Genomic DNA, 20,120 nt, shown 5'->3' with positions numbered 1-20,120 from the left:
TGCACGGACAAAGGCGGTGTTTGCAAGAGAGGCAGGCCCGGTTTATTGACTCCCTATGTCACGCATCGTCCTCGGCATCACCGGCTCCATTGCCGCATATAAAGCGGCGGATCTGGCCAGCCAGCTCACCAAGGCAGGGCATGAAGTGACCTGTGTGCTGACGAAGGGTGCACTGGAATTTGTGACCCCGCTGACGCTGGCCACCCTCTCCCGCCGCCCGGTGGTGACGGATCTGTTTGCGGAAAAAGAAGGCTGGCAGCCAGGCCACATCCAGCTCGCCGATGATGCGGACCTGCTCCTGATCGCCCCCGCCACGGCCAACGTGCTGGCCTCCCTGGCGCATGGTTTTGCCAACGATGCACTGACAGCCATCGCTCTGGCGACCCGGGCACCCATCCTGATCGCCCCGGCGATGAATGGGAAAATGTGGCTGCACCCGGCGACGCAAAAAAATGTGGAAACGCTGAAGGGATGGGGTGCCCAATGGGTGGAGCCAGCAGAGGGCATGCTGGCCTGCGGTTATGAGGGGGTGGGACGGCTGGCCCCTGTGGAAGAGATCCTGGCGGCGGTACAGGCTATTTTAGAAAAAGGCCAGGCATGAAGATCCTCATCACCGCCGGTCCCACGCGTGAGCCGCTCGACCCGGTGCGCTATCTGACCAATCGTTCGTCCGGTAAAATGGGGTATGCCCTGGCTGAGGCTGCCCGTGACAAAGGCCATGAAGTGACGTTGATTTCTGGACCTGTCGTGCTGGCTGCTCCCGAAGGGGTGTCCCTGATCAAAGTGGAAACCGCGCGAGAGATGTATGAAGCCGTGCGCGACCGCATGGAGGGGCAGAACATTGCCATTTTTTCCGCAGCGGTGGCTGATTACCGGCCTGCTGCTATCGCCGAGCAAAAGATCAAAAAGACGGGCGAGACGCTGACCTTGACCCTGGAAAAAACGGAAGACATCCTGGGCTCCGCCCGCCGTGTTTTTGGTTTCACTGGTTTTCTAGTTGGCTTTGCGGCGGAGACAGAGCGGCTGCTGGAGCACGCGCATGACAAGCTGGTGCGCAAGGGCTGTGATCTGGTGATCGCGAATGATGTGTCCAGGGCAGGCATCGGATTTGACAGCGCGGAGAACGAAGTCACTCTGTGCCTGCCTGATGCCTCGCCGTTCCCCCTGCCGCGTCAGTCCAAAGCCGTGCTGGCCCGTGAGTTGATCGCGTTTATCACCCAGCAGGCGTCTTTGAAAAAGTTCCCTTAAATCCTTATTCCGACGAACCGGGAACTTCGTCCCCACACTTCCATGCCAGAACTCATCGCCATCGCCACTGAAGCCGCCCACCAGGCCGGCAAGCTGATCAAAGACAACTTCGGATCTGAAAAGACCGTCAACGAGATGCACCGGCGCGATGTGAAACTGGAGCTGGATGTGCGCACTCAGCAGCTCATTGCAGACATCATCCTGGGCTATCATGCGGACCACCGCATCCTGGGTGAAGAAGAAGGCGATGTGGGCGGTGATGGCGATGTGGAATGGATCGTGGACCCCATCGACGGCACGGTGAACTATTTCTACGGCATCCCCCATTTTTGCGTGTCCATCGGTGCTCGGGTACGCTCCACGAAGGAGCCGCTCCTGGGCGTGATCCACGACCCGATGCAGAATGAAACCTGGTCCGTCGTCAAAGGCGGCGTACCCACTCTGAATGGCAAGCCCATCTCCACAAGCATCCGCAGTGAGATGAGCCAGGCCGTCGTCACTGTCGGCTTTTCCAAAAGCAAATCTGCGCTGGACGCCGGGTTCGAGCGTTACCGCCGGATCAGCTACGAGGTCTTCAAGACCCGCATGCTCGGCAGCGCAGCACTGGCGCTGGCTTACATCGCCTGCGGTCGGCTGGATGCCTATGTGGAGGAGCAGATCAGCCTTTGGGACGTGGCCGCCGGCGTGATGCTGGTGGAAGCCGCCGGGGGCAAAATCGTCACCCGAGACAGCACGGTGAAACCCGGCACCATGTTCATCTGCGCGACCAACGGCAAACTGGACATCGAGCCGTATCTGTAAAAAGGTTTCGGTAGCGCCCTCTATCCTTGACATCATTTTGATGGACATGGTAATTTGAGGCATGACGAAAACCCAGATCCAGGTTCCAGAGGAGCTGTTTCATGAACTCCGCACTTTTGCCAAACAGCGTGAATGGTCCCTTGCGGAAACTTTCCGCCGAGGGGCTGAATTGCTGCTCCAAGTTTATCCTGATCCGCCCACGGGCCCTGCCCCCGCCTGGAGTCCACCCACTTCTAAACAAGTGGGCTGGAAAGGACTGTCTGCCGAGCAACTCCGCGAGGTAGCCTTTGCCGATGGCGACCCGCAACTTGCGTGAACGGGCCTACTTTGAAGCCCCATGCTTTCCATTGACGCCAATCTCCTTCTCTACAGCTACAGCGAGGCCTCGCCGCATCACGCCGCAGCCCTCCAGTTCATCGAATCGGTTTCTGTCCGCGAAGATGTGGCCCTCAGCGAATTTGTACTCACCGAGTTCTACCTCCTGCTGAGAAACCCCGTCGTCCTCACCTCTCCCTTGACTGCGCCCAAAGCCGTTGCCGTTATTCAAAGCTATCGCCAGCATCCCCGCTGGAAAGTCTTTGGCTTTCCCCCCACCAGCCGCGAACTCCATGCCGGACTATGGCAACACGCATCCACCCACGGCTTCGCCCGTCGGCGTATTTATGACGCGCGCACTGCGCTCAGCCTTCGCGCTTTTGGCGTCACTGATTTTGCTACCGCCAACGTAAAGGACTTCGAAGGCTTTGGCTTTTCCGAAGTGTGGAATCCACTCGTCGCGTAAGTCCAGCTCGAGCAGCCTTGTCAATACGGCAAAAGTCGCCGTCTTTGTGGCTCACACGACCACCAGCACGATGGCGCTCATCATCAGGAGGGCACCCGCTAGCCGCCAGCGCAGGACAGCGGGGCCGAGGTTTTGCTCCGTATTGAAAAACCAATGGCCGATCATCCATACCAGAGCCACGCTGAGCAGGCCGCGCGAGGCGTACACGATGTTTGCTGAAGTGGCCTTACCATAAGTGGCCAGCGTGCTGACGAAAAGAATGCTCTGCGTGCCCAGAAGAACTGAACCGCCGCCTAACCAGCCCCAGGCCGGGCGTGGAATAGCGCTAAGCGGTGCCGAAAAACGAAACACCAGCCCGCAGGAAAACAGGGCATTGATCCAGAAAATGCAGGGCAAAAGGCGGCCTACGCCCCAGTACGGGCCCCATTTCTGCACCAGCACGTCAAACACCGCAAAGCATACCGCCCCGACTCCGCCAGCCAGCAGGGTGATGCCTAGTCCACGGGGACGCTTACCCTGGTCTTTCTTGTTGAGAAATACGATGCCAATAACGCTCAAGAAAGCGGCTGCCCACAACCGGAGCCCGACCGCATCGCCAATCAGAATGGGTGTCAAAAAGGCCACCAGGATGACCTTCAGGCCAAAGACCGGCACCGCCACAGAAACATCCCCTTTTTCCAAAGCGATGAACTGCGAGATCTGGCCCACAAAGAGACACATGGCGATCACGCCCGGCTGCCAGAGCAGTTCCTTTTCAATGGGCGGTCCACCCAGCAGCCAGAGGAGGGAAAAGAGACCGGCCACAATGAAATTGGCCACGAAGGTGGTGCGCCATAGGCCCACGCCCAGTTCGCTGGACCGCTTCAGTACCAAAGCTCCGAAAGCATACAACAGCGCGGCGATCAGCGGATAAACAATGGTGGCAAGGGTTGGAGGCACCCCCGCAGATAACACGGGCTACCCCACCGCTCAAGGAGGGACGGGCACCGCTCCCTATACTAATGAGACGAAAATGCCCGTCGTCATCACGCAGCCGCCAGCCGGATCAATTCCCGGACTTCCTGATCAATTTCTTCTTTGGAGGCGGAGTCCAATGTATCCGCCACGCCTTGATGGAAGAGCTCACGGTAACGCTTGCGGAAGCGCAGGAGCATGATGCGCAAGTTACCTTCCGTGACCCCGAGAGCTTCTGCCTGAAGTAAAATGTCCGCCGCTTTCGCTTCCACAAACAGCCAGGGCTGGAGGGCATGAAAAAAGGGCTCTTTGCCTTTGCTTCTGTATTCCGTGCGTAAACTCTCCTGGACTGCGATGAAGAAATCCCGGGCCCAGCGGCGGTTATACAGCTCCTCCGGTGTGGCAGTATGCCGGGGTTCACTCTGGTATCGCGCCTCAGCCTGCATGACATCAAGAGACAGGGCCGGTGTTTTCCCTCCGCGTTTGGCCGCCGTGTCCCGCTGGTACTGATTGGAGATGTAGTTTTGAAAAGCGGTGAGGAGAAAACTGCGCATTTTTCCACTGTCCTGGCGCGCTTTGGCAAACAGGTCCTGGCCAAGGGCATGCTGGAAAAAGCCCTGGGTCATGTCCTCCGCATCGTGGGGGGACTTTCCAGACCGCCGGGCATACTCGTAAAGCGGCAGCCAGTAAGCCTGGCAAAGCTGCTGCAGGATGGAATCACGCTCAGCTTCACCGGCCCCTTCACGCAGCCGGATCACCTGCGTCCAGCGGGTGGTCTGAAAACTGGGGCCATGGGCGGGGGGAACGGACATTTGTTCAGCAGAATGCCTTACCAGACTTCAAAAGCAGCGCCACCCCACTTTTGCCCTTTTTGCAGGTGCGGAGTTCATATAAAGGGCCTTGTTAGTTCCCGCGTTTTCTTTCTGTTTAATCACGTCCCATGAGTAACGATGTTCCGGCTCCATCCCCTGACGGCTTCCCGGCGGGCCAGGCGTCAGCGATGCAGGATGTATTGTTAGGCACGAGCAAGCATGGCCATGGGTGGCAACCGCCGGAGGTGGAGGACCTGCAAGCTTTGCTGCCCCAATATCTGATCCAGCGCATGCTAGGCCGGGGTGGTATGGGCGCGGTGTATCAGGGTCGGCAGGCGAATCTTGACCGGCAGGTGGCCATCAAGATCCTTCCAAGCAGTATGGAAAAAACCGAAACCAGCTCCAGCAGCCGTTTTAAAAACGAAGCCCGGGCGATGGCCAGGCTGAGCCATCCGGGCATCGTGACTGTCTATGATTTTGGAGAGACTTCCTGCGGGCTGCTCTTCATCGTCATGGAATATGTGGAAGGTACGGATGTCCAAAAGCTGATCACGGCCAATCATCGCCTGCATACGGAACACGCCATGGTCATCACCACCCATGTCTGTGATGCCCTTCAATACGCCCATGAGAAAGGTATCATCCACCGGGATATCAAACCGTCCAACATCATGGTCAGGTCTGACGGGGCGGTGAAAGTGACCGACTTTGGCCTGGCCAAGCTCCATGAGGGAGGCGAAAGTCAACACCTGACCCAGAGCGGCGGTACCCTGGGCACTCCCCACTACATGGCCCCTGAAGTGTTGACTCCGAACATGACGGTGGATCTGCGGGCAGACATCTATGCCCTGGGCGTGATGCTTTACCACATGCTGACCGGGAAACTGCCCCAGGGCTTGTTTGAGCTACCCTCCATGCAGGTGCCTGGGCTGGATCCACGCTATGACGGCATCATCGCCAAAGCGTTGCGCGAAGACCGCGATCTACGCTACCCCAAGGCATCCGACATGCGTGCCGACCTGGACCGCATCATGACGCAGCCCGTGATCAAGGCGGGTGCACGGGAGCGGGTTTACACAAGCCCACTCAAAATCAATGAAAGCCTGGGCAGTTTAGCGGGCAGGTCCAAGACTACACACATTCCAGAAAAAGGTACCGGCTCGAGGCGTCTCAAATCTCCACTACTGGCCCTGGCTGTTCTGTGCCTCCTGCTCATGTGCATCGCGCTAGGGTCCTGGTGGCGCACGACGACGTTACAAACGGCAGCGGCTGTGCCTCACAAAACACCCCTGTCTTTTTTTCCAAAATCCCCGGGGCAGTGGTTTCCCATTCGTTTCTACCCTGGAAATCCATCTTTGGGTGACTTGGTCGTCACTCCCGAAGGAGTGCTCAAGGCGACTCATGGAAAAAGCTTGGGCGTGTATGGCACCGACATCGCAGTGCGCACTCGCCTGCAACGTCCTGCTGGAGTCAAAATGTCCGGCCTTCAAGCAAGGGTCAGAGGACCGCAAGGTATCAAATTGAACTTCGGCACCCGTTTAGTCTGGTTTGGCCAGGGACCCGAGGAGGAAAATGCGCCCAGCGCATTGAAGCTCAAACCCCGGGAGGGAACGGATTCTCCAGTCCTGCTGACCCTGGCGGTGGTAGGAGACAATGCCTATGGCTGGGTGGATGACCGCCCGTTAATGCCCTATCCTGTGGTGGGACCTGTCACCAACGGTGGTATTTCCCTCTGGTCCATGAATGGTGAATTTCGTGACATCGAATGCATGCTCCTGGATGGCCTCAGCGAAGAAAAAGCTCTGGAAATACTCGGGGTAAAATGACTTTAGAGCTACGCGCATGATTCATCGTCTCCTCTTCATCCTGATGGTGCAATCCTGCGCCTGCTTCGCCGTTGAGCACTGGGTATTCCTGGACAACGGAAAGGTAAGGCTGGGAGCCAACCTCAGCGCAGGTGGCTGCATCGGCTGGTTTTCACATTCACATTCCTCGGACAATCTCCTCAATGCCTACGATGTGGGGCGTTACCTCCAGCAGTCCTATTACGGAGATGCCGACGGTAGTGACTGGAATGGCAAACCCTGGCGCTACAACCCTGTGCAGGGCGGGAGCTGGCGTAACCAGCCCGCCCAAATCGTGGAAAGCCGGGAGGAAAAGGACCTGCTGTATGCCAAAATCATCCCCCGCCACTGGGCGACTGGAGAACTCCTGAAGGAAGTGACTCTGGAGCAATGGCTGCAGCTGGAAGGCGGCCTAGCACGGCTGAAGTTCAAAGTCACCTACACAGGGGAAAAGGAGCACAAACCCTACCACCAGGAGCTGCCCGCGCTCTTTGTGAAGCCGACCCTGGAAACCCTGGTCTTTGTGGGGGAAGACGGCAGCCTCCAAAGAAAACAACCTGGCTTCCCCAATGAGCTTTTTCGCCTGGGTCCGAAACCCTGGGCCGCCTGGGTGGATGCCCGGGATTCCGGCCTGGGGCTTTATGTTCCGCACGCACAGGAGCTGACCAGCTACCGCGTACGGAATGGCAACCGGGGAGACTGCTCCTACTGTGCCCCCATTCGGACCTTTGCCCTGAAACCGGGACTCGTTTTTGAGTATGAGGTGGTCCTGGCCATTGGTAGCGTGGAGCAGATGCGGACGGTGTTTGGGCGGCTCGCCAATCCGCCCTAGCCTGCTGTTTCGAGAACATGCCTGTTTTCCTCCGCCTCAGACAATGTTTTTGGGCATTTGTAGGCAGAGTTTTGACAGCTTGGCCGCGAGGGATGGAGCGTCCTTGAGGAAAAAAATCATTCGGCCTTTTTTGTCGCAAATCCAGACCTCCTTGGCACCGGCTTCGAAGTAGAGGCGGCGTTTTTCTTCGATCTCGCCCCGGGTATTGGCAGGGGAAATGACCTCCACGCAAATCTCGGGTGCGGCGGACAGAGCGGTGCGGCCACCAATTTTGAGCAGGCGCTTTTTCGAGACGCAGGATACATCCGCCACCTTCACGCCATCAGAGGTGGAGATGGGGCAGGCAAAGGACAGGCTTCCATCGCTGAGCAGGCGCTTCATTTCCGCCGAGATGGACGCCATTTGGAAACCATGGTCATATTCTTCATATCGTAACATCACCATCCGGCCAAAGCGGTCCGTTTCGACCCTACCGGGCCAGTTTCGCACCTGGACCTCACGGCCCAGTTCATCCCGGCGGTCCAGATTATAGGCCGTCTGGTTTGGGATCTCCGGCAGCATCCGTAGCGCACTCATGAATTCCGGGGCAGAAAATGCCACAAACAGGGCCTTCCGGCAACACATCTTCATCCTCCGCCCTTTACAGCGCGTCTGCTCTGTGCAAGATGCCGCGCTTTCCCGGCTGCCGCCGTAAAGATGAGCGGTTCCCGGAACCGCCGCCTCCACCTGTGGCAGCCTTGAAAGCCCCAACCTAAGCTTTCTCTTCTCTTTCCGCCCTCCGCCTCCATGCCCAAAGATCCCTCCATCAAACGCATCCTCGTCATCGGTTCCGGCCCCATCGTCATCGGCCAGGGCTGTGAGTTCGACTATTCCGGCGTCCAGGCATGCAAGGCGCTGCGCGAGGAAGGTTATGAGGTCGTGCTCATCAATTCCAACCCGGCCACCATCATGACCGACCCGGAATTCGCCTTCCGGACCTACATCGAGCCGATCACCCCAGAGATCGTCGAGAAGATCATCATCAAGGAAAAGCCGGACGTACTCCTGCCCACCCTGGGCGGCCAGACAGCTCTGAATACGGCCATGTCCCTGCATCATTCCGGCGTGCTGGAAAAACACGGCGTGCGTATGATCGGTGCGAAACCGGACGCCATCGAGAAAGGTGAAGACCGCCTCAAATTCAAAAACGCCATGCTCGCCATCGGGCTGGACCTGCCACAGTCTGGCGTCGCCCATACGATTGAGGAAGCGCGCGTCATTGCCGAGGAGATCGGCACCATGCCCCTCATCATCCGCCCTGCCTATACCTTGGGCGGCACCGGCGGCGGCATTGCGTATAACAAGGAAGAATTCGAATACATCACGGGTCGCGGCCTGGACCTCTCCCCCGTCAGCGAGGTGCTCATCGAAGAGTCCCTGCTGGGCTGGAAGGAATTCGAAATGGAAGTGATGCGGGACAAGGCGGACAACTGCGTCATCATCTGCTCCATCGAAAACCTGGACCCCATGGGCGTGCATACCGGTGACAGCATCACCGTGGCCCCCATCCAGACGTTGACGGATCGCGAATACCAGATCATGCGCGATGCGTCCTTCGCCTGCATTCGCGAGATCGGTGTGGAAACAGGCGGATCGAACATCCAGTTCGCCATCCAGCCTGACACGGGCCGCATGATCGTCATCGAGATGAACCCGCGTGTGTCGCGCTCCTCCGCGCTCGCCTCCAAGGCCACCGGCTACCCCATCGCCAAGATCGCCGCCAAACTCGCTGTGGGTTATACCCTGGACGAACTGAAGAACGACATCACCCGCGAGACCCCCGCCTCCTTTGAGCCGACCATTGACTACGTGGTGACCAAAGTCCCCCGTTTCACCTTCGAAAAATTCCCCGGTGCCGATGAAACCTTGACCACACAGATGAAGTCCGTGGGCGAGGCCATGGCCATTGGCCGCACCTTCAAGGAATCCATGCAGAAGGCGCTGCGCAGCCTGGAAATCAAACGCTTCGGATTGATCGGCGACGGTGCCGATGTGGTCGTGGACGAAGAGACCCTGACCACCAAACTCACCGTCCCCAATGCCGAACGCATCTTCTTCCTCGGCCAGGCCTTTGCCATCGGCTGGGATGTGGAGAAGGTCTTTGGCCTGACCAAGATCGACCGGTGGTTCCTGAGGCAGATTGAGGAGATTGTGAAGCAAGATGACGAGCTTATTGGCGATGCCATCAATCAGGAAAGACAGCCCGACGCGGCCGCCCGAATTTGGAATGTTGATCGGATTCGCAAACTTAAACGTCTCGGTTTTTCAGATCGCCAAATCTCCCATCGCACGAAGCTCGAAATTTTGGGAGTTAAAGGAGGCACCGAGTTTGGCCTTCACAAACTCAATTCGGAGAAAGATGTCCGTAATTTCCGCAAAGCGGCGGGCATCATCCCCACCTACCGCCTCGTGGACACCTGCGCCGCTGAGTTCGAAGCGCAGACGCCTTACTACTACTCCACTTACGGCACCGAAGACGAAGTCCGCGACAACGACCGCAAGAAGGTCATGATTTTGGGTGGCGGTCCGAACCGCATCGGCCAGGGCATCGAGTTCGACTACTGCTGCGTCCATGCCTCCTTCGCCCTGCGCGAGCTGGGGTATGAGACCATCATGGTGAACTCCAATCCGGAGACCGTTTCCACCGACTACGACACCAGTGACAAGCTCTACTTTGAGCCGCTGACCCTGGAAGACGTGCTGAACATCTACGAGCGTGAAAACCGCAACGACCAGGTGCTGGGCGTCATCGTCCAGTTCGGCGGCCAGACCCCGCTGAACCTCGCTAAAGGCCTGGAGGAAAACGGCGTGCGCATCATCGGCACCAGCCCGAAAAACATCGAGCTGGCCGAGGACCGCAAGCTCTTCGCTGCCCTGCTTGATGAGCTCGGCTTGCATCAGGCCCCCAGCGGCACCGCCACCTCCCTGGAGGAGGCTTTGGCCATCACCGCCCGCATCGGTTACCCCAGCCTTGTGCGCCCCAGCTTCGTGCTCGGTGGACGCGCCATGCAGATCGTCTATAGCGATGCCGAACTGACCCACTACATGAAGAACGCCGTCGAGGCCACACCCGACCGCCCCGTGCTGGTGGACCGCTTCCTGGAAGACGCCACCGAGGTGGATGTGGACTGCATCAGCGATGGCGAGACCACCGTCATCGGTGCCATCATGGAGCACATCGAAGAGGCTGGCATTCACTCCGGCGACAGCGCCTGCGTCATCCCTCCTTTCAGCCTCACCGCCGAGATGCAGGGCCGCATCAGCGATGCCGCCAAAAAGCTGGCCAAAGCCCTCAACGTGCGCGGCCTGATGAACATGCAGCTCGCCGTCAAAGGCGACGACCTCTACGTCATCGAGGTGAACCCCCGCGCCTCCCGCACCGCCCCCTTCGTCAGCAAGGCCATCGGCATTCCGCTGCCGAAGCTCGCCGCCAAGATCATGGCTGGCAAGACCCTCAAGGAACTGGGTTTCACCGAGGAAGTCCATCCGAAGCATTTCAGCGTCAAAGAAGCCGTCTTCCCCTTCAGCAAGTTCCAGGGCGTGGACATCGCCCTTGGGCCTGAGATGAAATCCACCGGCGAAGTCATGGGCATCGACATGGACATGGGCCTCGCCTTTGCCAAAAGCCAGATGGCCGCTGGCGGCACCCTGCCGACGAAAGGCAATGTCTTCATCAGCGTCAAAGAGACCGACCGCCCCAATGTCGCCCGCATCGCCAAAGGCTACGCCGACCTCGGCTTCACCCTCTACGCCACCGCCGGCACCGGCCAGGTCATCTCCGAAAGCGGCACCCCCGTCAATATCCTGCCGAAGCTCGCCAGCGGCCAGCGCCCGAACGTCATTGATCTCATGAAGAACAAGGACATGGCCCTCGTCATCAACACCCCCAGCGGCAAAAACCCCCGCGAAGACGAAATCAAGATCCGCACCGCCGCCATGCAAAACCGCATCCCCATCATGACCACGCTGCGTGGGGCGGATGCTGCGATGAGAGCGATCAAGTCATTGCAAGGGAGTGAGGTGGAGGTCAGGGCGTTGCAGGAGTATCACCAGTAAGCAAGCAGGGTTGAGGGGAGCGTGGGCAATCGTTTAATGTCGCGGCTTCGCCGCCTATGTTTTTCGATTGCGGAGAGGAGTCTCCGCGCTCCCCTCGCATCGCTTGGCCATTTCAAATCCAGGGCATTAACGGACGTTGAGGGAAATCTCTCAAATCACCAAAAGTACCTTCGAGTCGAAAGATCCCGAGAGGAGCGTGGGCACTCTTGCCCGCATCTTCTCATCGCGGCTTCGCCGCCTAGTTTTTCGATTGCGGAAAAGAGTCTCCACGCTCCCCTCGTGTCTGTGAAGTTCTTCAATCCGAGGGGTGAAATCGAAAAGACGGAGCACAGGCTGCCTCATTGGCAGCAGGATGAAGTGCCTGTCTTTGTGACGTTTCGTCTGGCGGATTCATTGCCCCGAGAGGTCGTAGATACCTGGCATACTGAGCGGGAAATGTTTTTCATCAACCACCCCCAACCCTGGGATGAAATCACGGAAGCTTGCTTCCACGGACTGTTTTCAAACAAGCTGGATGAAGCCCTGGATGCGGGTCACGGGTCCGCTGTTTTGCGTCTTCCGCCCATTGCCCAGATCGTCCAAGCGCGCTTGCATCACTTCGATAATCAGCGCTACCGCTTACAAAGTTACGTCATCATGCCTAACCATGTGCATGTTCTCTTCTCGATGGAAGTAGCCGAGTCACTCCCTGCCATCCTCCAAGGCTGGAAGGGTGTCTCCAGTCGATTTATTCACAAAAACGGTCTTTGCGACCTCAATCCTTTCTGGCAGCCCGAATACTTTGACCGTCTCATCCGCAGTCCCGAACATCTTGAAACCGTGAGCGCCTACATCCGCGAGAATCCCGCGAAAGCTGGGCTGAAGTCCGGCTTCATCCTGTGGGAACGAAGTTGATCGAGAGGAGCGTGGGCATTCGCTTCGCGGCTACGCACCTGCCCGCATCGTTCAATGTCGCGGCTTCGCCGCTTGTGTTTTCGATTGCGGAGAGGAGTCTCCGCGCTCCCCTCAACACCGCATGATCCGTCGCTACTTGCTCACTTGTTTACTCAGCTTCTTCACGGCCCTGTCTGCATTCGCAGATGCGCCCCAAGAGCACTCGGCGGACATCATTGTCTACGGGGACTCGCCTTCGGCGATCATGGCGGCGATTGAGGTGGCGGATGGCGGGCAGAAGGTGCTTTTGGTTTCCCCGGTGCAGCATTTAGGCGGGATCATCGCGGAGGGGCTGGGCAATCAGGATGTGGACAAACGGGCGGGAAATGGAGAGCCCGTCGGAGGACTCGCACGAGAGTTCTTTGTCCGCATCGCCCGCGCCCACGATCCCAGGGCGACGGAACCCCGATACAGATTTCGATCCTCCATCGCGGAAAAAGTGATGGATGATTGGCTGGCGGAGAAAAAGATCCCCGTGCTGCGCAGCAAGCGCATTTCAGAAGCGCCGGGTGCTGTGGTGAAAGAGGATGGCCGCATCACCAGCTTTCTTTGTGAGGATGGCACACGCATCAGCGGCAAGGTCTTCATTGATGGCACCGTCGAGGGCGATCTTATGGCATTTTCCGGCGTCAGTTATGCATGGGGCCGGGAGGGCAATGCCAAATATGGGGAGACCGTGGGCGGGGTCATCAATCCTACGCTGGAGCAGCAGTTTCGAGTCAAGGTGGATCCGTACAAAACGCCTGGCGATCCTTCCTCCGGCACCATCGTCGGGGTGCAGAATGAGGAAGTGGGTGAACATGGTGCACCTGACAAAAGCGCGATGGGTTTCTGCTTCCGGCTGCCCCTAACCAAAGATGATTCAAATAAAATCGCCATTACCGCCCCGGAAGGCTACCAGTCCTCCGACTATGAGATCTACCGTCGTTTCCTAGCGGCTGGCGGCATGAACGACTGGCTGAATGGCCCTGGAAGTCCGAGCACCGATCCCAAAAAACGCCTCGTTGACCTGGGTAGCTGGCACGAGCTCTCCGCCAATTTTTATGGCCGCAACCATGGCTACCCGAATGGCAGCTACAGCGCGCGCAAGGCCATCTATGACGAGCATCGGCGGTACACGCAGGGGCTCATTTATTTCCTCTCCACCGATGCCTCCGTGCCTGAAAAGATCCGTCAGGAATGGTCGCAGTGGGGGCTGTGTGCGGATGAGTTCACCGACAATGGCGGCTGGCCCCGCATGCTTTACCTGCGCAGCACCCGCCGCATGGTTTCCGATTACGTCATCACCGAGGCCGACGTGCTCGCCCGTCCGCGAGAAAGTGCCACTGGTGGCACTCTACAGCCTACTCCGCCTGTGGACGACCCCATTGGCATCTGCTGGTGGTTTGTGGATCTCCATGCCGCCCGCACCGTCATTCGCGATGGTCATATCTATAATGAAGGTGCCTTCATCAATTACCAAAACTACGCCCCTTTTGGCATCCCCTATCGCGCCATCGTTCCGAAGCGCAGCGAGTGCACCAATCTCCTGGTCCCCTCCGCCCTCTCCGCTTCATACGCAGGTTACGGTGCCATCCGCTTGGAATGGACCTTCATGGTTCTGGGTCAATCGGCAGGTGCTGCTGCGGTTATGGCTTTGGAAAAGGATTGCGCGGTCCAGGACGTCCCCTATCCGCAACTTCAGCAAAAGCTCCTTGAGCGAGGCCAAAAGATTGTTCCTCCGCTGGCCGAATAGAACCCGCATCCTGAGGCGCATATCATTCATCATTCAACGTGAACACAAATCCGATTCGCTTGTGGTCAATGCAGCAGAGAAAATACTCGATGGTGTGGCCGAATTCAGGATGGGTGACGCCGCCGAAACCAGATGTCCAATAGTGGGGGCCGGAGCCTCGACACTGGTTGCAAAAAACCAGAGGTGACTCAAATTCTGACATGAAAGCTTCAGCCAGAAGCCTAGACTGCCCTGGCAGCAATTGTTTATTGCTGAAGTTATTAACGGCGTGCTTGATGGAGAGTTCCACAAACTCAATACCGTGGTTAGAACTAATCTCCCGAATAGTTTTTCCCGTGACGTTTTTTAAGGGGACCCCTTCTTTGACGATGAATCCGGGATAACCCTCAAACCCAGGGTATTGTTGAAACCACTGAATCACTCGCTCAAGTGATGGTGGTGCTTCCTTTTCTAAATCTGCAAATTCGAATTGTAGATAGATGTTCCAGATCTCTTCCTCTGGATCATATAGGTGATGAAAACTGGCCATTTCTTAATGTAAATCTGATTTCCTGATTCTAAGATCTGGCGTCATGCCATAAGTACAATCCACATTAGATTAGTTTCACACTTTGCATCCGTGATGTTGTTCCTGTCGAAGTATCTACACCAAAAACCCACCCCAGCCAGGGGCTGAGATGGGTTTGCCACTTATCCGCAAGGACAAGTCCGGGGGGGGTTGGCTCGGGAGATTATTTCACGAGATCAAAGCGATCTGCGTTCATGACTTTGCTCCAGGCGGCGACGAAGTCGGTAACGAACTTCGGCTCGGCGTCGGCGCTGGCATAGACTTCGGAGATGGCTCGTAGCTGGGAATTGGAACCGAAAACGAGGTCCACAGCAGTGGCAGTCCACTTTAGCTCACCGGTTTCCTGATCACGGCCTTCATAGAAGTACTCGCACATTTCGGACTTTTTCCAGTCGGTGCCCATGGCCAGCAGGTTGACAAAGAAGTCATTGGTCAGGGTTTCGCGCCGCTTGGTCAGCACGCCCAGATTCGGCTCGCCAACGTTGGTGCCGAGGACACGCATGCCACCGACGAGGACGGCCATTTCTGGAGCGGAAAGCTTCAGCAACTGGGCGCGGTCCACGAGGTTTTCTGGAGCGGGGCGGTCAAGCTCATGGCCGAGGAAATTGCGGAAGCCATCGGACTTCGGTTCCAGCACGGCAAAGGCATCCACGTCGGTCATTTCCTGGGTGGCGTCTGTGCGACCAGGGTGAAAGGCTACCTGGACGGTGTGACCAGCCTTCTTAGCAGCTTCTTCCACGCCGACGCTGCCGCCGAGCACGATGAGATCCGCCAGGGAGACCTTCTTGTTACCGGACTGCGCGTCGTTGAATTCTTTCTGGATCTTTTCAAGAGTCTCCAGGACCTTGGCAAGCTGCTTCGGCTGGTTGACTTCCCAGTCTTTCTGCGGGGCTAGACGGATGCGGGCACCATTGGCACCGCCGCGCTTGTCACTGCCACGGAACGTGGACGCAGAGGCCCAGGCGGTGGAGACGAGCTGAGGGATGGTGAGGCCAGACTCGCGGATCTTGCTCTTCAGAGCAGCGATGTCCTGCTCGACAATGAGTTCATGGTCCACGGAAGGAACGGGATCCTGCCACAGGAGTTTCTCCTTGGGAACCAGGGGGCCTAGATAGCGTTCGGCTGGGCCCATGTCGCGATGGGTGAGCTTGAACCAGGCTTTGGCAAAAGCCTCAGCAAACTGGTCCGGGTTATCGAGGAACCGCTTGGAGATTTTGGCATAGGCCGGGTCTTCGCGCAGAGCGATGTCCGTGGTGAACATGATGGGCACGTGGCGCTTGGCGGGGTTATGCGCATCAGGCACCATGTCCTTGCCAGCACCGCCTTTGGGGATCCACTGGGTGGCTCCAGCCGGGCTCTTGGTCTTTTCCCATTCGAAGGCGAACAGGTTGGTGAAGTAACCATGGGACCAGGCGGCAGGTGTGGGTGTCCAGGCACCTTCCAGGCCGCTGGTGATAGTATCTTCGGCGTTGCCTTTGCCATGCTTATTTTTCCAGCCGAGACCCTGCTCCTCCAGCGGGGCACCTTCAGGTTCAGGGCCGACGTTTCCATCCGGCTTTGCAGCACCGTGCGCCTTGCCAAAGGTGTGGCCACCGGCGATGAGGGCGACGGTCTCCTCATCGTTCATGGCCATGTTGCCAAAGGTGGTGCGGATGTCCTTGGCCGCAGCCAGGGGATCAGGATTGCCATTGGGGCCTTCCGGATTGACGTAGATCAAACCCATCTGGACAGCAGCGAGAGGCTTTTCCAACTCCCGGTCACCACTGTAACGCTTGTCACCCAGCCATTCACTTTCAGGGCCCCAGTAGATGTCTTCCTGCGGTTCCCAAACATCCTCACGGCCACCACCGAAACCGAAGGTCTTAAAGCCCATGGTTTCCAACGCCACATTTCCCGTGAGCACCATCAAGTCGGCCCAGGAGATCTTATTGCCATATTTCTGTTTGATGGGCCAAAGGAGGCGACGTGCCTTGTCCAGGTTAGCATTGTCCGGCCAGCTATTGAGCGGGGCGAACCGCTGAGTGCCATATCCAGCACCGCCCCGGCCATCGCTCAGACGATAAGTACCGGCACTGTGCCAGGCCATGCGGATGAAAAAGGGACCGTAGTTGCCATAGTCCGCCGGCCACCATTTTTGGGAGCTGGTCATCAGTTCCCGCAGGTCCTTCCTCAAGGCTTCCAGGTCCAGCTTCTGAAATTCCTTGGCGTAATCGAACTCACCACCCATCGGGTTTCCTTTGGGCGAATTCTGGTGCAAAATCTTGAGATTCAGTTGCTCCGGCCACCAGTCGCTATTGGTCATGCCTCCTGCTGCGGTGTGTCTCATGGGACCCGCTGGCGTGCCCATGACGGGACATTTGCCGACGGCTTCTTCAGGCTTGTCCGTTACGGTCGGAGCCGTGCCGTCCTGGGCTGAAGCCATCATGACCGGAGCCAGCATCAGAGTGGAAAGCAGAGCCCTGAATCTTGGTAATATCATAGCTGTTTTGGTTGGGTTGGGTGTTGTGTTGCGGATTGGGTTGGATCCGCATCTCCCACTTGCTTGAAGATGTGCGATGCATCCAATGCATTATTTGAATGGTTGCCATGCGCTTAACGCATCATTAAGCTTCCGGAATGAGAAATGGCCTGGATCTGCAATCGCTCGAACATTTCGTCGCCCTGGCCCGAGCCAAAAACTTCACGCGTGCGGCGGCGGACTTAAATCTCTCTCAATCGGCTCTTAGCCGGGCCATTCAAAAGCTCGAAGACCAGCTTGGCCAGTCCTTGTTTGAGCGCAAACCGCGCGAGGTCGTATTGACTGACTTTGGCGAGCTCCTCCTTGAGCGTGCCAGGAAAATCCTAAAGCTGGTCGAGGACACCTTTTCGGAGCTGGATGAAGCTGGCCGCCGAGGCCGCGTCCGCCTGGGGACGATACCCACCATCGCACCTTATTTTCTGCCGAATTTTCTCAGCAGCTTCGCCGAAAAATATCCCGATATCTCCGTGATCGTTCAGGAAGACACGACGGAGACTCTCATTAAAAACTGCAATCAGGGGGACATTGATCTGGCGATCGTCGCGCTGCCCATCATTGCAAAGGCTTTGGAGATCGAGCCGCTATTCTCTGAAGAATTGCTCCTCGTTCTGCCCGCTGGACATGCCTTGGCCACCCAAGATCCCCTCTTGGTTGAGGCCGTGGACGGGTATCCTTTTGTCATGTTAAATGAGGCGCATTGCCTCTCGGAAAACATTTCCTCCTTCTGCAGGCGGCAGTCGGTTCAACCCGTCACCATCGAGCGCACCAGCCAGCTCACAACCGTTCAAGAACTCGTGGCGCTGGACCATGGTGTCTCCATCGTCCCGGAGATGGCGCGCAGGCTCGACCTCAGTGATAGGCGCGTCTATCGCTCCTTCTCCGGAGAAAAACCTTTTCGCACCGTGGCAATGATGTGGAACTCTTATCGCTACCAAGGGAAAGCCGTCAAAGCCCTGATGGAGCATGTGCGTCTGCAATCCGCTCATTCTTCGGTGCATTAAGCACCACCACCTGCATGAGTCCGGCGCTTGGGCCTGCGCACCACCCTCAACTTTCCGGCGCTGCCACCGCCGCAAAAGAAGCGATCTTTACCATCGGATTCGAGGCCGGAAACGCCGATGCCAGGAGGCATGGCGAGGCTTTCTAAAACCTCGCCGGAGTGAGGGTCGATGCGGCGCAACTCGCTATCATCTTCCCAGGTGCCGTGCCAGAGATCGCCATCCACCCAGGTCACACCCGTGACGACACGGTTGGAGGGAATGGTGCGGAGGATGGCTCCGGTTTGAGGATCAAGCTGATGAATTTTGCGGCCATCACGCTGGCCAATCCAGAGGCTGCCTTCACCCCAGGCGAGGCCAGTGTTGTCATCGGCAGTAGGGGCAGGGATGGTGGTGAGGATATCGCCAGTTTCAGGATTGATCTTCTGAATGCGGCCCTCGGAGATCTGGTAGAGATGTTTGCCGTCATAGGCAGTCCCAGAATGGGCGGGCACCTCCAGGAAACGGACGATCTCACCACTAGCAGGATCGAGCGCATTGAGTTTATTGTCCGAGGCCCACCAGACAACCTCGCCATCGTAGGTGACTCCGTGAACTTTGGCGTTGCCCGGAAAAGGACCAAATTCGCAAACAATATCGGCTGGGGATGTTGGGTTCATGGGGTCCATTCTAACCGTCGGATAACAGGGTGGGGAGTAACATTATCGTCGTGAATCCTGGCACTGTCGCGGTTGTCCAACGCCGCGCACGCGCACGCCCAAACCATTGTACTTTTCCCTCAGCCGCTAGAGTGTCGAGAGAACGCTGCACCGTCCTCTGGCTGATGCCGAGAGCCAAGGCGAGGGCGGAGCTGGACCAGGCCTCACCATCGGCAAGAAAGGCCAGCACCGCGCCATACTCCTCCTCCACCGGCCAGGCTAAAACGTTCACGGCGGAGGCTTGGCGAGGTTGAAGTACAAAACCACGTGAGGTTGCCAGCACATCGGCTAATGGCCGCAGCAACTGACGCAGGCGACCCATCTCGACCCGCAGCCGTGCGCGATGGGATTCATCTACCCGCTTTGCCTGAAAGGCGGCTCGCAGGAGATCCGTTCGGCATACATCGTTAGGCCAGGCTTCTGCTAATGCGCGCGCCAGGGCAAACAGGACCGGACGTGAAGCCAGCGGGACCACCACTTTACCACGACGCACGACACGACGGCAGGCATCCACCACCAGTGTCCCTGAGGCTAATAAGTCCTCCACATCTGCCAGGGCAATGAGGCGTTCTTTGCCACCCGCAATGTGCCGCGCCACCGGTGCATCCAAACGCTCCGCAGCAGTCGCTACCTCTGCCTTTAAAGCTGGGATGCGGGAGAGATCGGCAGCGGCTTGAGCACGGACCAAGGCTGCACGTGCAGGAGCCGTGCGCAGCCGCTGCATGGCGATGCCTGCAAGGATCATTTCATGCGCAGCGCGCCGTATGGGTGGCAAAAGCGCCGGCTCCACTGCCCTCAGCACTCGCTCTGCTTCATCTAATTGGCCTAACAAAAGAGAGCGTCTGGCCTGGAGATGGCAGGCATGGATGGCATTGATCGCATCCCCATTTTGCTCAAGAGCTGCCTGGGCTGCGGCGAGCGCTTTCACCGGCCATCCTAGGTCCCGGGAGACAAAGGCGATCTCCGCCTGGGCGAGCACACAACGGGCGTGGGCCACGGCCTGCTTCGGCCCAAAGGCTCTCGCGGCCCGCTTCAAAAGATGGCGAGCCTGAGTGAGATCCCCCAATTGTGCCATGGCGATGCCCCTCAGTGCCAGAGCGGGTGCGTCTTCACGCAGAGCCACACAATTCAGGGCACGCAGGGGGTCACCCGCAGCGAGGGCAGAGGCAGCCGCAGTGATGAGCGAGTCCATGAAAAATCACGCCACCGTTGTCACTCACACACGCTGCTGCCAAGCGATAACTTGATCCCGGCTAGCCCAAACAGGGTTGTCACGATCAGGAAACCAACATTTCAATCCACG

At 57.9% G+C, this 20,120-nt stretch carries 18 protein-coding genes; 11 read left to right on the top strand and 7 right to left on the bottom strand.

Annotation, left to right across the window (positions count from 1 at the left end; translation table 11 throughout):
• The first annotated feature begins 55 nt into the window (after positions 1–55).
• From EI77_RS23455 to EI77_RS19255, 5 genes are all read left to right on the top strand, one after another.
• Positions 56–601: a flavoprotein gene (locus EI77_RS23455; RefSeq protein ID WP_166647373.1), complete on the top strand. Its 546-nt coding sequence runs from the start codon at positions 56–58 to the stop codon at positions 599–601.
• Positions 598–1,248, top strand: coding sequence for a phosphopantothenoylcysteine decarboxylase domain-containing protein (locus EI77_RS23450; protein ID WP_166647372.1), 651 nt, complete (start codon positions 598–600; stop codon positions 1,246–1,248). The genes EI77_RS23455 and EI77_RS23450 overlap by 4 nt, the downstream gene beginning before the upstream one ends.
• Before the next feature lie 42 nt (positions 1,249–1,290).
• Positions 1,291–2,049, top strand: a complete 759-nt coding sequence (locus EI77_RS19265; RefSeq protein WP_133796938.1) for an inositol monophosphatase family protein — start codon at positions 1,291–1,293, stop codon at positions 2,047–2,049.
• Positions 2,050–2,110: 61 nt separating this feature from the next.
• Positions 2,111–2,365: an antitoxin gene (locus tag EI77_RS19260; protein ID WP_133796937.1), complete on the top strand. Its 255-nt coding sequence runs from the start codon at positions 2,111–2,113 to the stop codon at positions 2,363–2,365.
• 21 nt (positions 2,366–2,386) lie between these two features.
• Positions 2,387–2,830: a TA system VapC family ribonuclease toxin gene (locus tag EI77_RS19255; RefSeq protein ID WP_133796936.1), complete on the top strand. Its 444-nt coding sequence runs from the start codon at positions 2,387–2,389 to the stop codon at positions 2,828–2,830.
• Positions 2,831–2,881: 51 nt separating this feature from the next.
• On the opposite strand, the gene EI77_RS19250 is transcribed toward EI77_RS19255, so the two are convergent.
• Positions 2,882–3,769 (bottom strand): DMT family transporter, encoded by an 888-nt coding sequence (locus EI77_RS19250; protein ID WP_208300415.1) that lies wholly within the window; start codon positions 3,767–3,769, stop codon positions 2,882–2,884.
• An 86-nt stretch (positions 3,770–3,855) separates the two neighbouring features.
• On the bottom strand, positions 3,856–4,596 hold the full coding sequence (locus tag EI77_RS19245) for an RNA polymerase sigma factor (protein ID WP_133796935.1): 741 nt from the start codon (positions 4,594–4,596) through the stop codon (positions 3,856–3,858).
• A 128-nt stretch (positions 4,597–4,724) separates the two neighbouring features.
• On the opposite strand from EI77_RS19245, the gene EI77_RS19240 reads away from it, so the two are divergent.
• Complete coding sequence (locus EI77_RS19240) at positions 4,725–6,422, top strand: serine/threonine-protein kinase (protein WP_133796934.1); 1,698 nt, start codon at positions 4,725–4,727, stop codon at positions 6,420–6,422.
• A gap of 16 nt (positions 6,423–6,438) precedes the next feature.
• Positions 6,439–7,272, top strand: coding sequence for a hypothetical protein (locus EI77_RS19235; protein WP_133796933.1), 834 nt, complete (start codon positions 6,439–6,441; stop codon positions 7,270–7,272).
• Between the two features lie 36 nt (positions 7,273–7,308).
• Here the strand turns inward: EI77_RS19235 and EI77_RS19230 are convergent, their stop codons facing one another.
• Entirely contained in the window at positions 7,309–7,872 is a 564-nt protein-coding gene (locus EI77_RS19230; RefSeq protein WP_166647371.1) for a Uma2 family endonuclease, read from the bottom strand.
• Between the two features lie 186 nt (positions 7,873–8,058).
• Between EI77_RS19230 and carB the strand changes: the two genes are divergently transcribed.
• The 3 genes from carB to EI77_RS19215 all read left to right on the top strand — a co-directional run bounded on the left by carB (position 8,059) and on the right by EI77_RS19215 (position 14,035).
• Positions 8,059–11,367 carry a carbamoyl-phosphate synthase large subunit gene (gene carB / locus EI77_RS19225; RefSeq protein ID WP_133796931.1) on the top strand — a complete coding sequence of 1,103 codons (3,309 nt, stop codon included), beginning with the start codon at positions 8,059–8,061 and terminating at the stop codon, positions 11,365–11,367.
• A 279-nt stretch (positions 11,368–11,646) separates the two neighbouring features.
• Positions 11,647–12,261 carry a transposase gene (locus tag EI77_RS19220; RefSeq protein ID WP_166647370.1) on the top strand — a complete coding sequence of 205 codons (615 nt, stop codon included), beginning with the start codon at positions 11,647–11,649 and terminating at the stop codon, positions 12,259–12,261.
• A 121-nt stretch (positions 12,262–12,382) separates the two neighbouring features.
• Complete coding sequence (locus tag EI77_RS19215; RefSeq protein WP_133796929.1) at positions 12,383–14,035, top strand: FAD-dependent oxidoreductase; 1,653 nt, start codon at positions 12,383–12,385, stop codon at positions 14,033–14,035.
• A 22-nt stretch (positions 14,036–14,057) separates the two neighbouring features.
• Here the strand turns inward: EI77_RS19215 and EI77_RS19210 are convergent, their stop codons facing one another.
• Both EI77_RS19210 and katG read right to left on the bottom strand, forming a co-directional pair.
• Positions 14,058–14,564: a hypothetical protein gene (locus EI77_RS19210; RefSeq protein WP_133796928.1), complete on the bottom strand. Its 507-nt coding sequence runs from the start codon at positions 14,562–14,564 to the stop codon at positions 14,058–14,060.
• A 202-nt stretch (positions 14,565–14,766) separates the two neighbouring features.
• Positions 14,767–17,025, bottom strand: a complete 2,259-nt coding sequence (gene katG, locus EI77_RS19205; RefSeq protein WP_425606560.1) for a catalase/peroxidase HPI — start codon at positions 17,023–17,025, stop codon at positions 14,767–14,769.
• A 206-nt stretch (positions 17,026–17,231) separates the two neighbouring features.
• Between katG and EI77_RS19200 the strand changes: the two genes are divergently transcribed.
• Positions 17,232–18,122 (top strand): LysR substrate-binding domain-containing protein, encoded by an 891-nt coding sequence (locus EI77_RS19200; protein WP_133796958.1) that lies wholly within the window; start codon positions 17,232–17,234, stop codon positions 18,120–18,122.
• Here the strand turns inward: EI77_RS19200 and EI77_RS19195 are convergent.
• Together EI77_RS19195 and EI77_RS19190 are read right to left on the bottom strand one after the other, a co-directional pair.
• A complete protein-coding gene (locus EI77_RS19195; protein ID WP_133796927.1) occupies positions 18,119–18,778 on the bottom strand; it encodes a Vgb family protein in 660 nt (219 codons plus the stop codon). The genes EI77_RS19200 and EI77_RS19195 overlap by 4 nt on opposite strands.
• A gap of 10 nt (positions 18,779–18,788) precedes the next feature.
• A complete protein-coding gene (locus tag EI77_RS19190) occupies positions 18,789–20,009 on the bottom strand; it encodes a helix-turn-helix domain-containing protein (protein WP_133796926.1) in 1,221 nt (406 codons plus the stop codon).
• Between the last annotated feature and the right edge of the window lie 111 nt (positions 20,010–20,120).

Source organism: Prosthecobacter fusiformis (assembly GCF_004364345.1).
Lineage (GTDB): Bacteria > Verrucomicrobiota > Verrucomicrobiia > Verrucomicrobiales > Verrucomicrobiaceae > Prosthecobacter > Prosthecobacter fusiformis.
The sequence above is the reverse complement of the archived record's forward strand: the minus strand, read 5'-3'. Positions and strand labels throughout refer to the sequence as shown.

Bases quoted from the DNA above. Each gene is read 5' to 3' on its own strand.
- EI77_RS23450 (WP_166647372.1), top strand. From the start codon at position 598: ATGAAGATCCTCATCACCGCCGGTCCCACGCGTGAGCCGCTCGACCCG.
- EI77_RS19210 (WP_133796928.1), bottom strand. From the start codon at position 14,564: ATGGCCAGTTTTCATCACCTATATGATCCAGAGGAAGAGATCTGGAAC.
- katG (WP_425606560.1), bottom strand. From the start codon at position 17,025: ATGGCTTCAGCCCAGGACGGCACGGCTCCGACCGTAACGGACAAGCCT.
- EI77_RS19215 (WP_133796929.1), top strand. From the start codon at position 12,383: ATGATCCGTCGCTACTTGCTCACTTGTTTACTCAGCTTCTTCACGGCC.
- carB (WP_133796931.1), top strand. From the start codon at position 8,059: ATGCCCAAAGATCCCTCCATCAAACGCATCCTCGTCATCGGTTCCGGC.
- EI77_RS19260 (WP_133796937.1), top strand. From the start codon at position 2,111: ATGACGAAAACCCAGATCCAGGTTCCAGAGGAGCTGTTTCATGAACTC.
- EI77_RS19190 (WP_133796926.1), bottom strand. From the start codon at position 20,009: ATGGACTCGCTCATCACTGCGGCTGCCTCTGCCCTCGCTGCGGGTGAC.
- EI77_RS23455 (WP_166647373.1), top strand. From the start codon at position 56: ATGTCACGCATCGTCCTCGGCATCACCGGCTCCATTGCCGCATATAAA.
- EI77_RS19240 (WP_133796934.1), top strand. From the start codon at position 4,725: ATGAGTAACGATGTTCCGGCTCCATCCCCTGACGGCTTCCCGGCGGGC.
- EI77_RS19255 (WP_133796936.1), top strand. From the start codon at position 2,387: ATGCTTTCCATTGACGCCAATCTCCTTCTCTACAGCTACAGCGAGGCC.
- EI77_RS19235 (WP_133796933.1), top strand. From the start codon at position 6,439: ATGATTCATCGTCTCCTCTTCATCCTGATGGTGCAATCCTGCGCCTGC.
- EI77_RS19195 (WP_133796927.1), bottom strand. From the start codon at position 18,778: ATGAACCCAACATCCCCAGCCGATATTGTTTGCGAATTTGGTCCTTTT.
- EI77_RS19265 (WP_133796938.1), top strand. From the start codon at position 1,291: ATGCCAGAACTCATCGCCATCGCCACTGAAGCCGCCCACCAGGCCGGC.
- EI77_RS19245 (WP_133796935.1), bottom strand. From the start codon at position 4,596: ATGTCCGTTCCCCCCGCCCATGGCCCCAGTTTTCAGACCACCCGCTGG.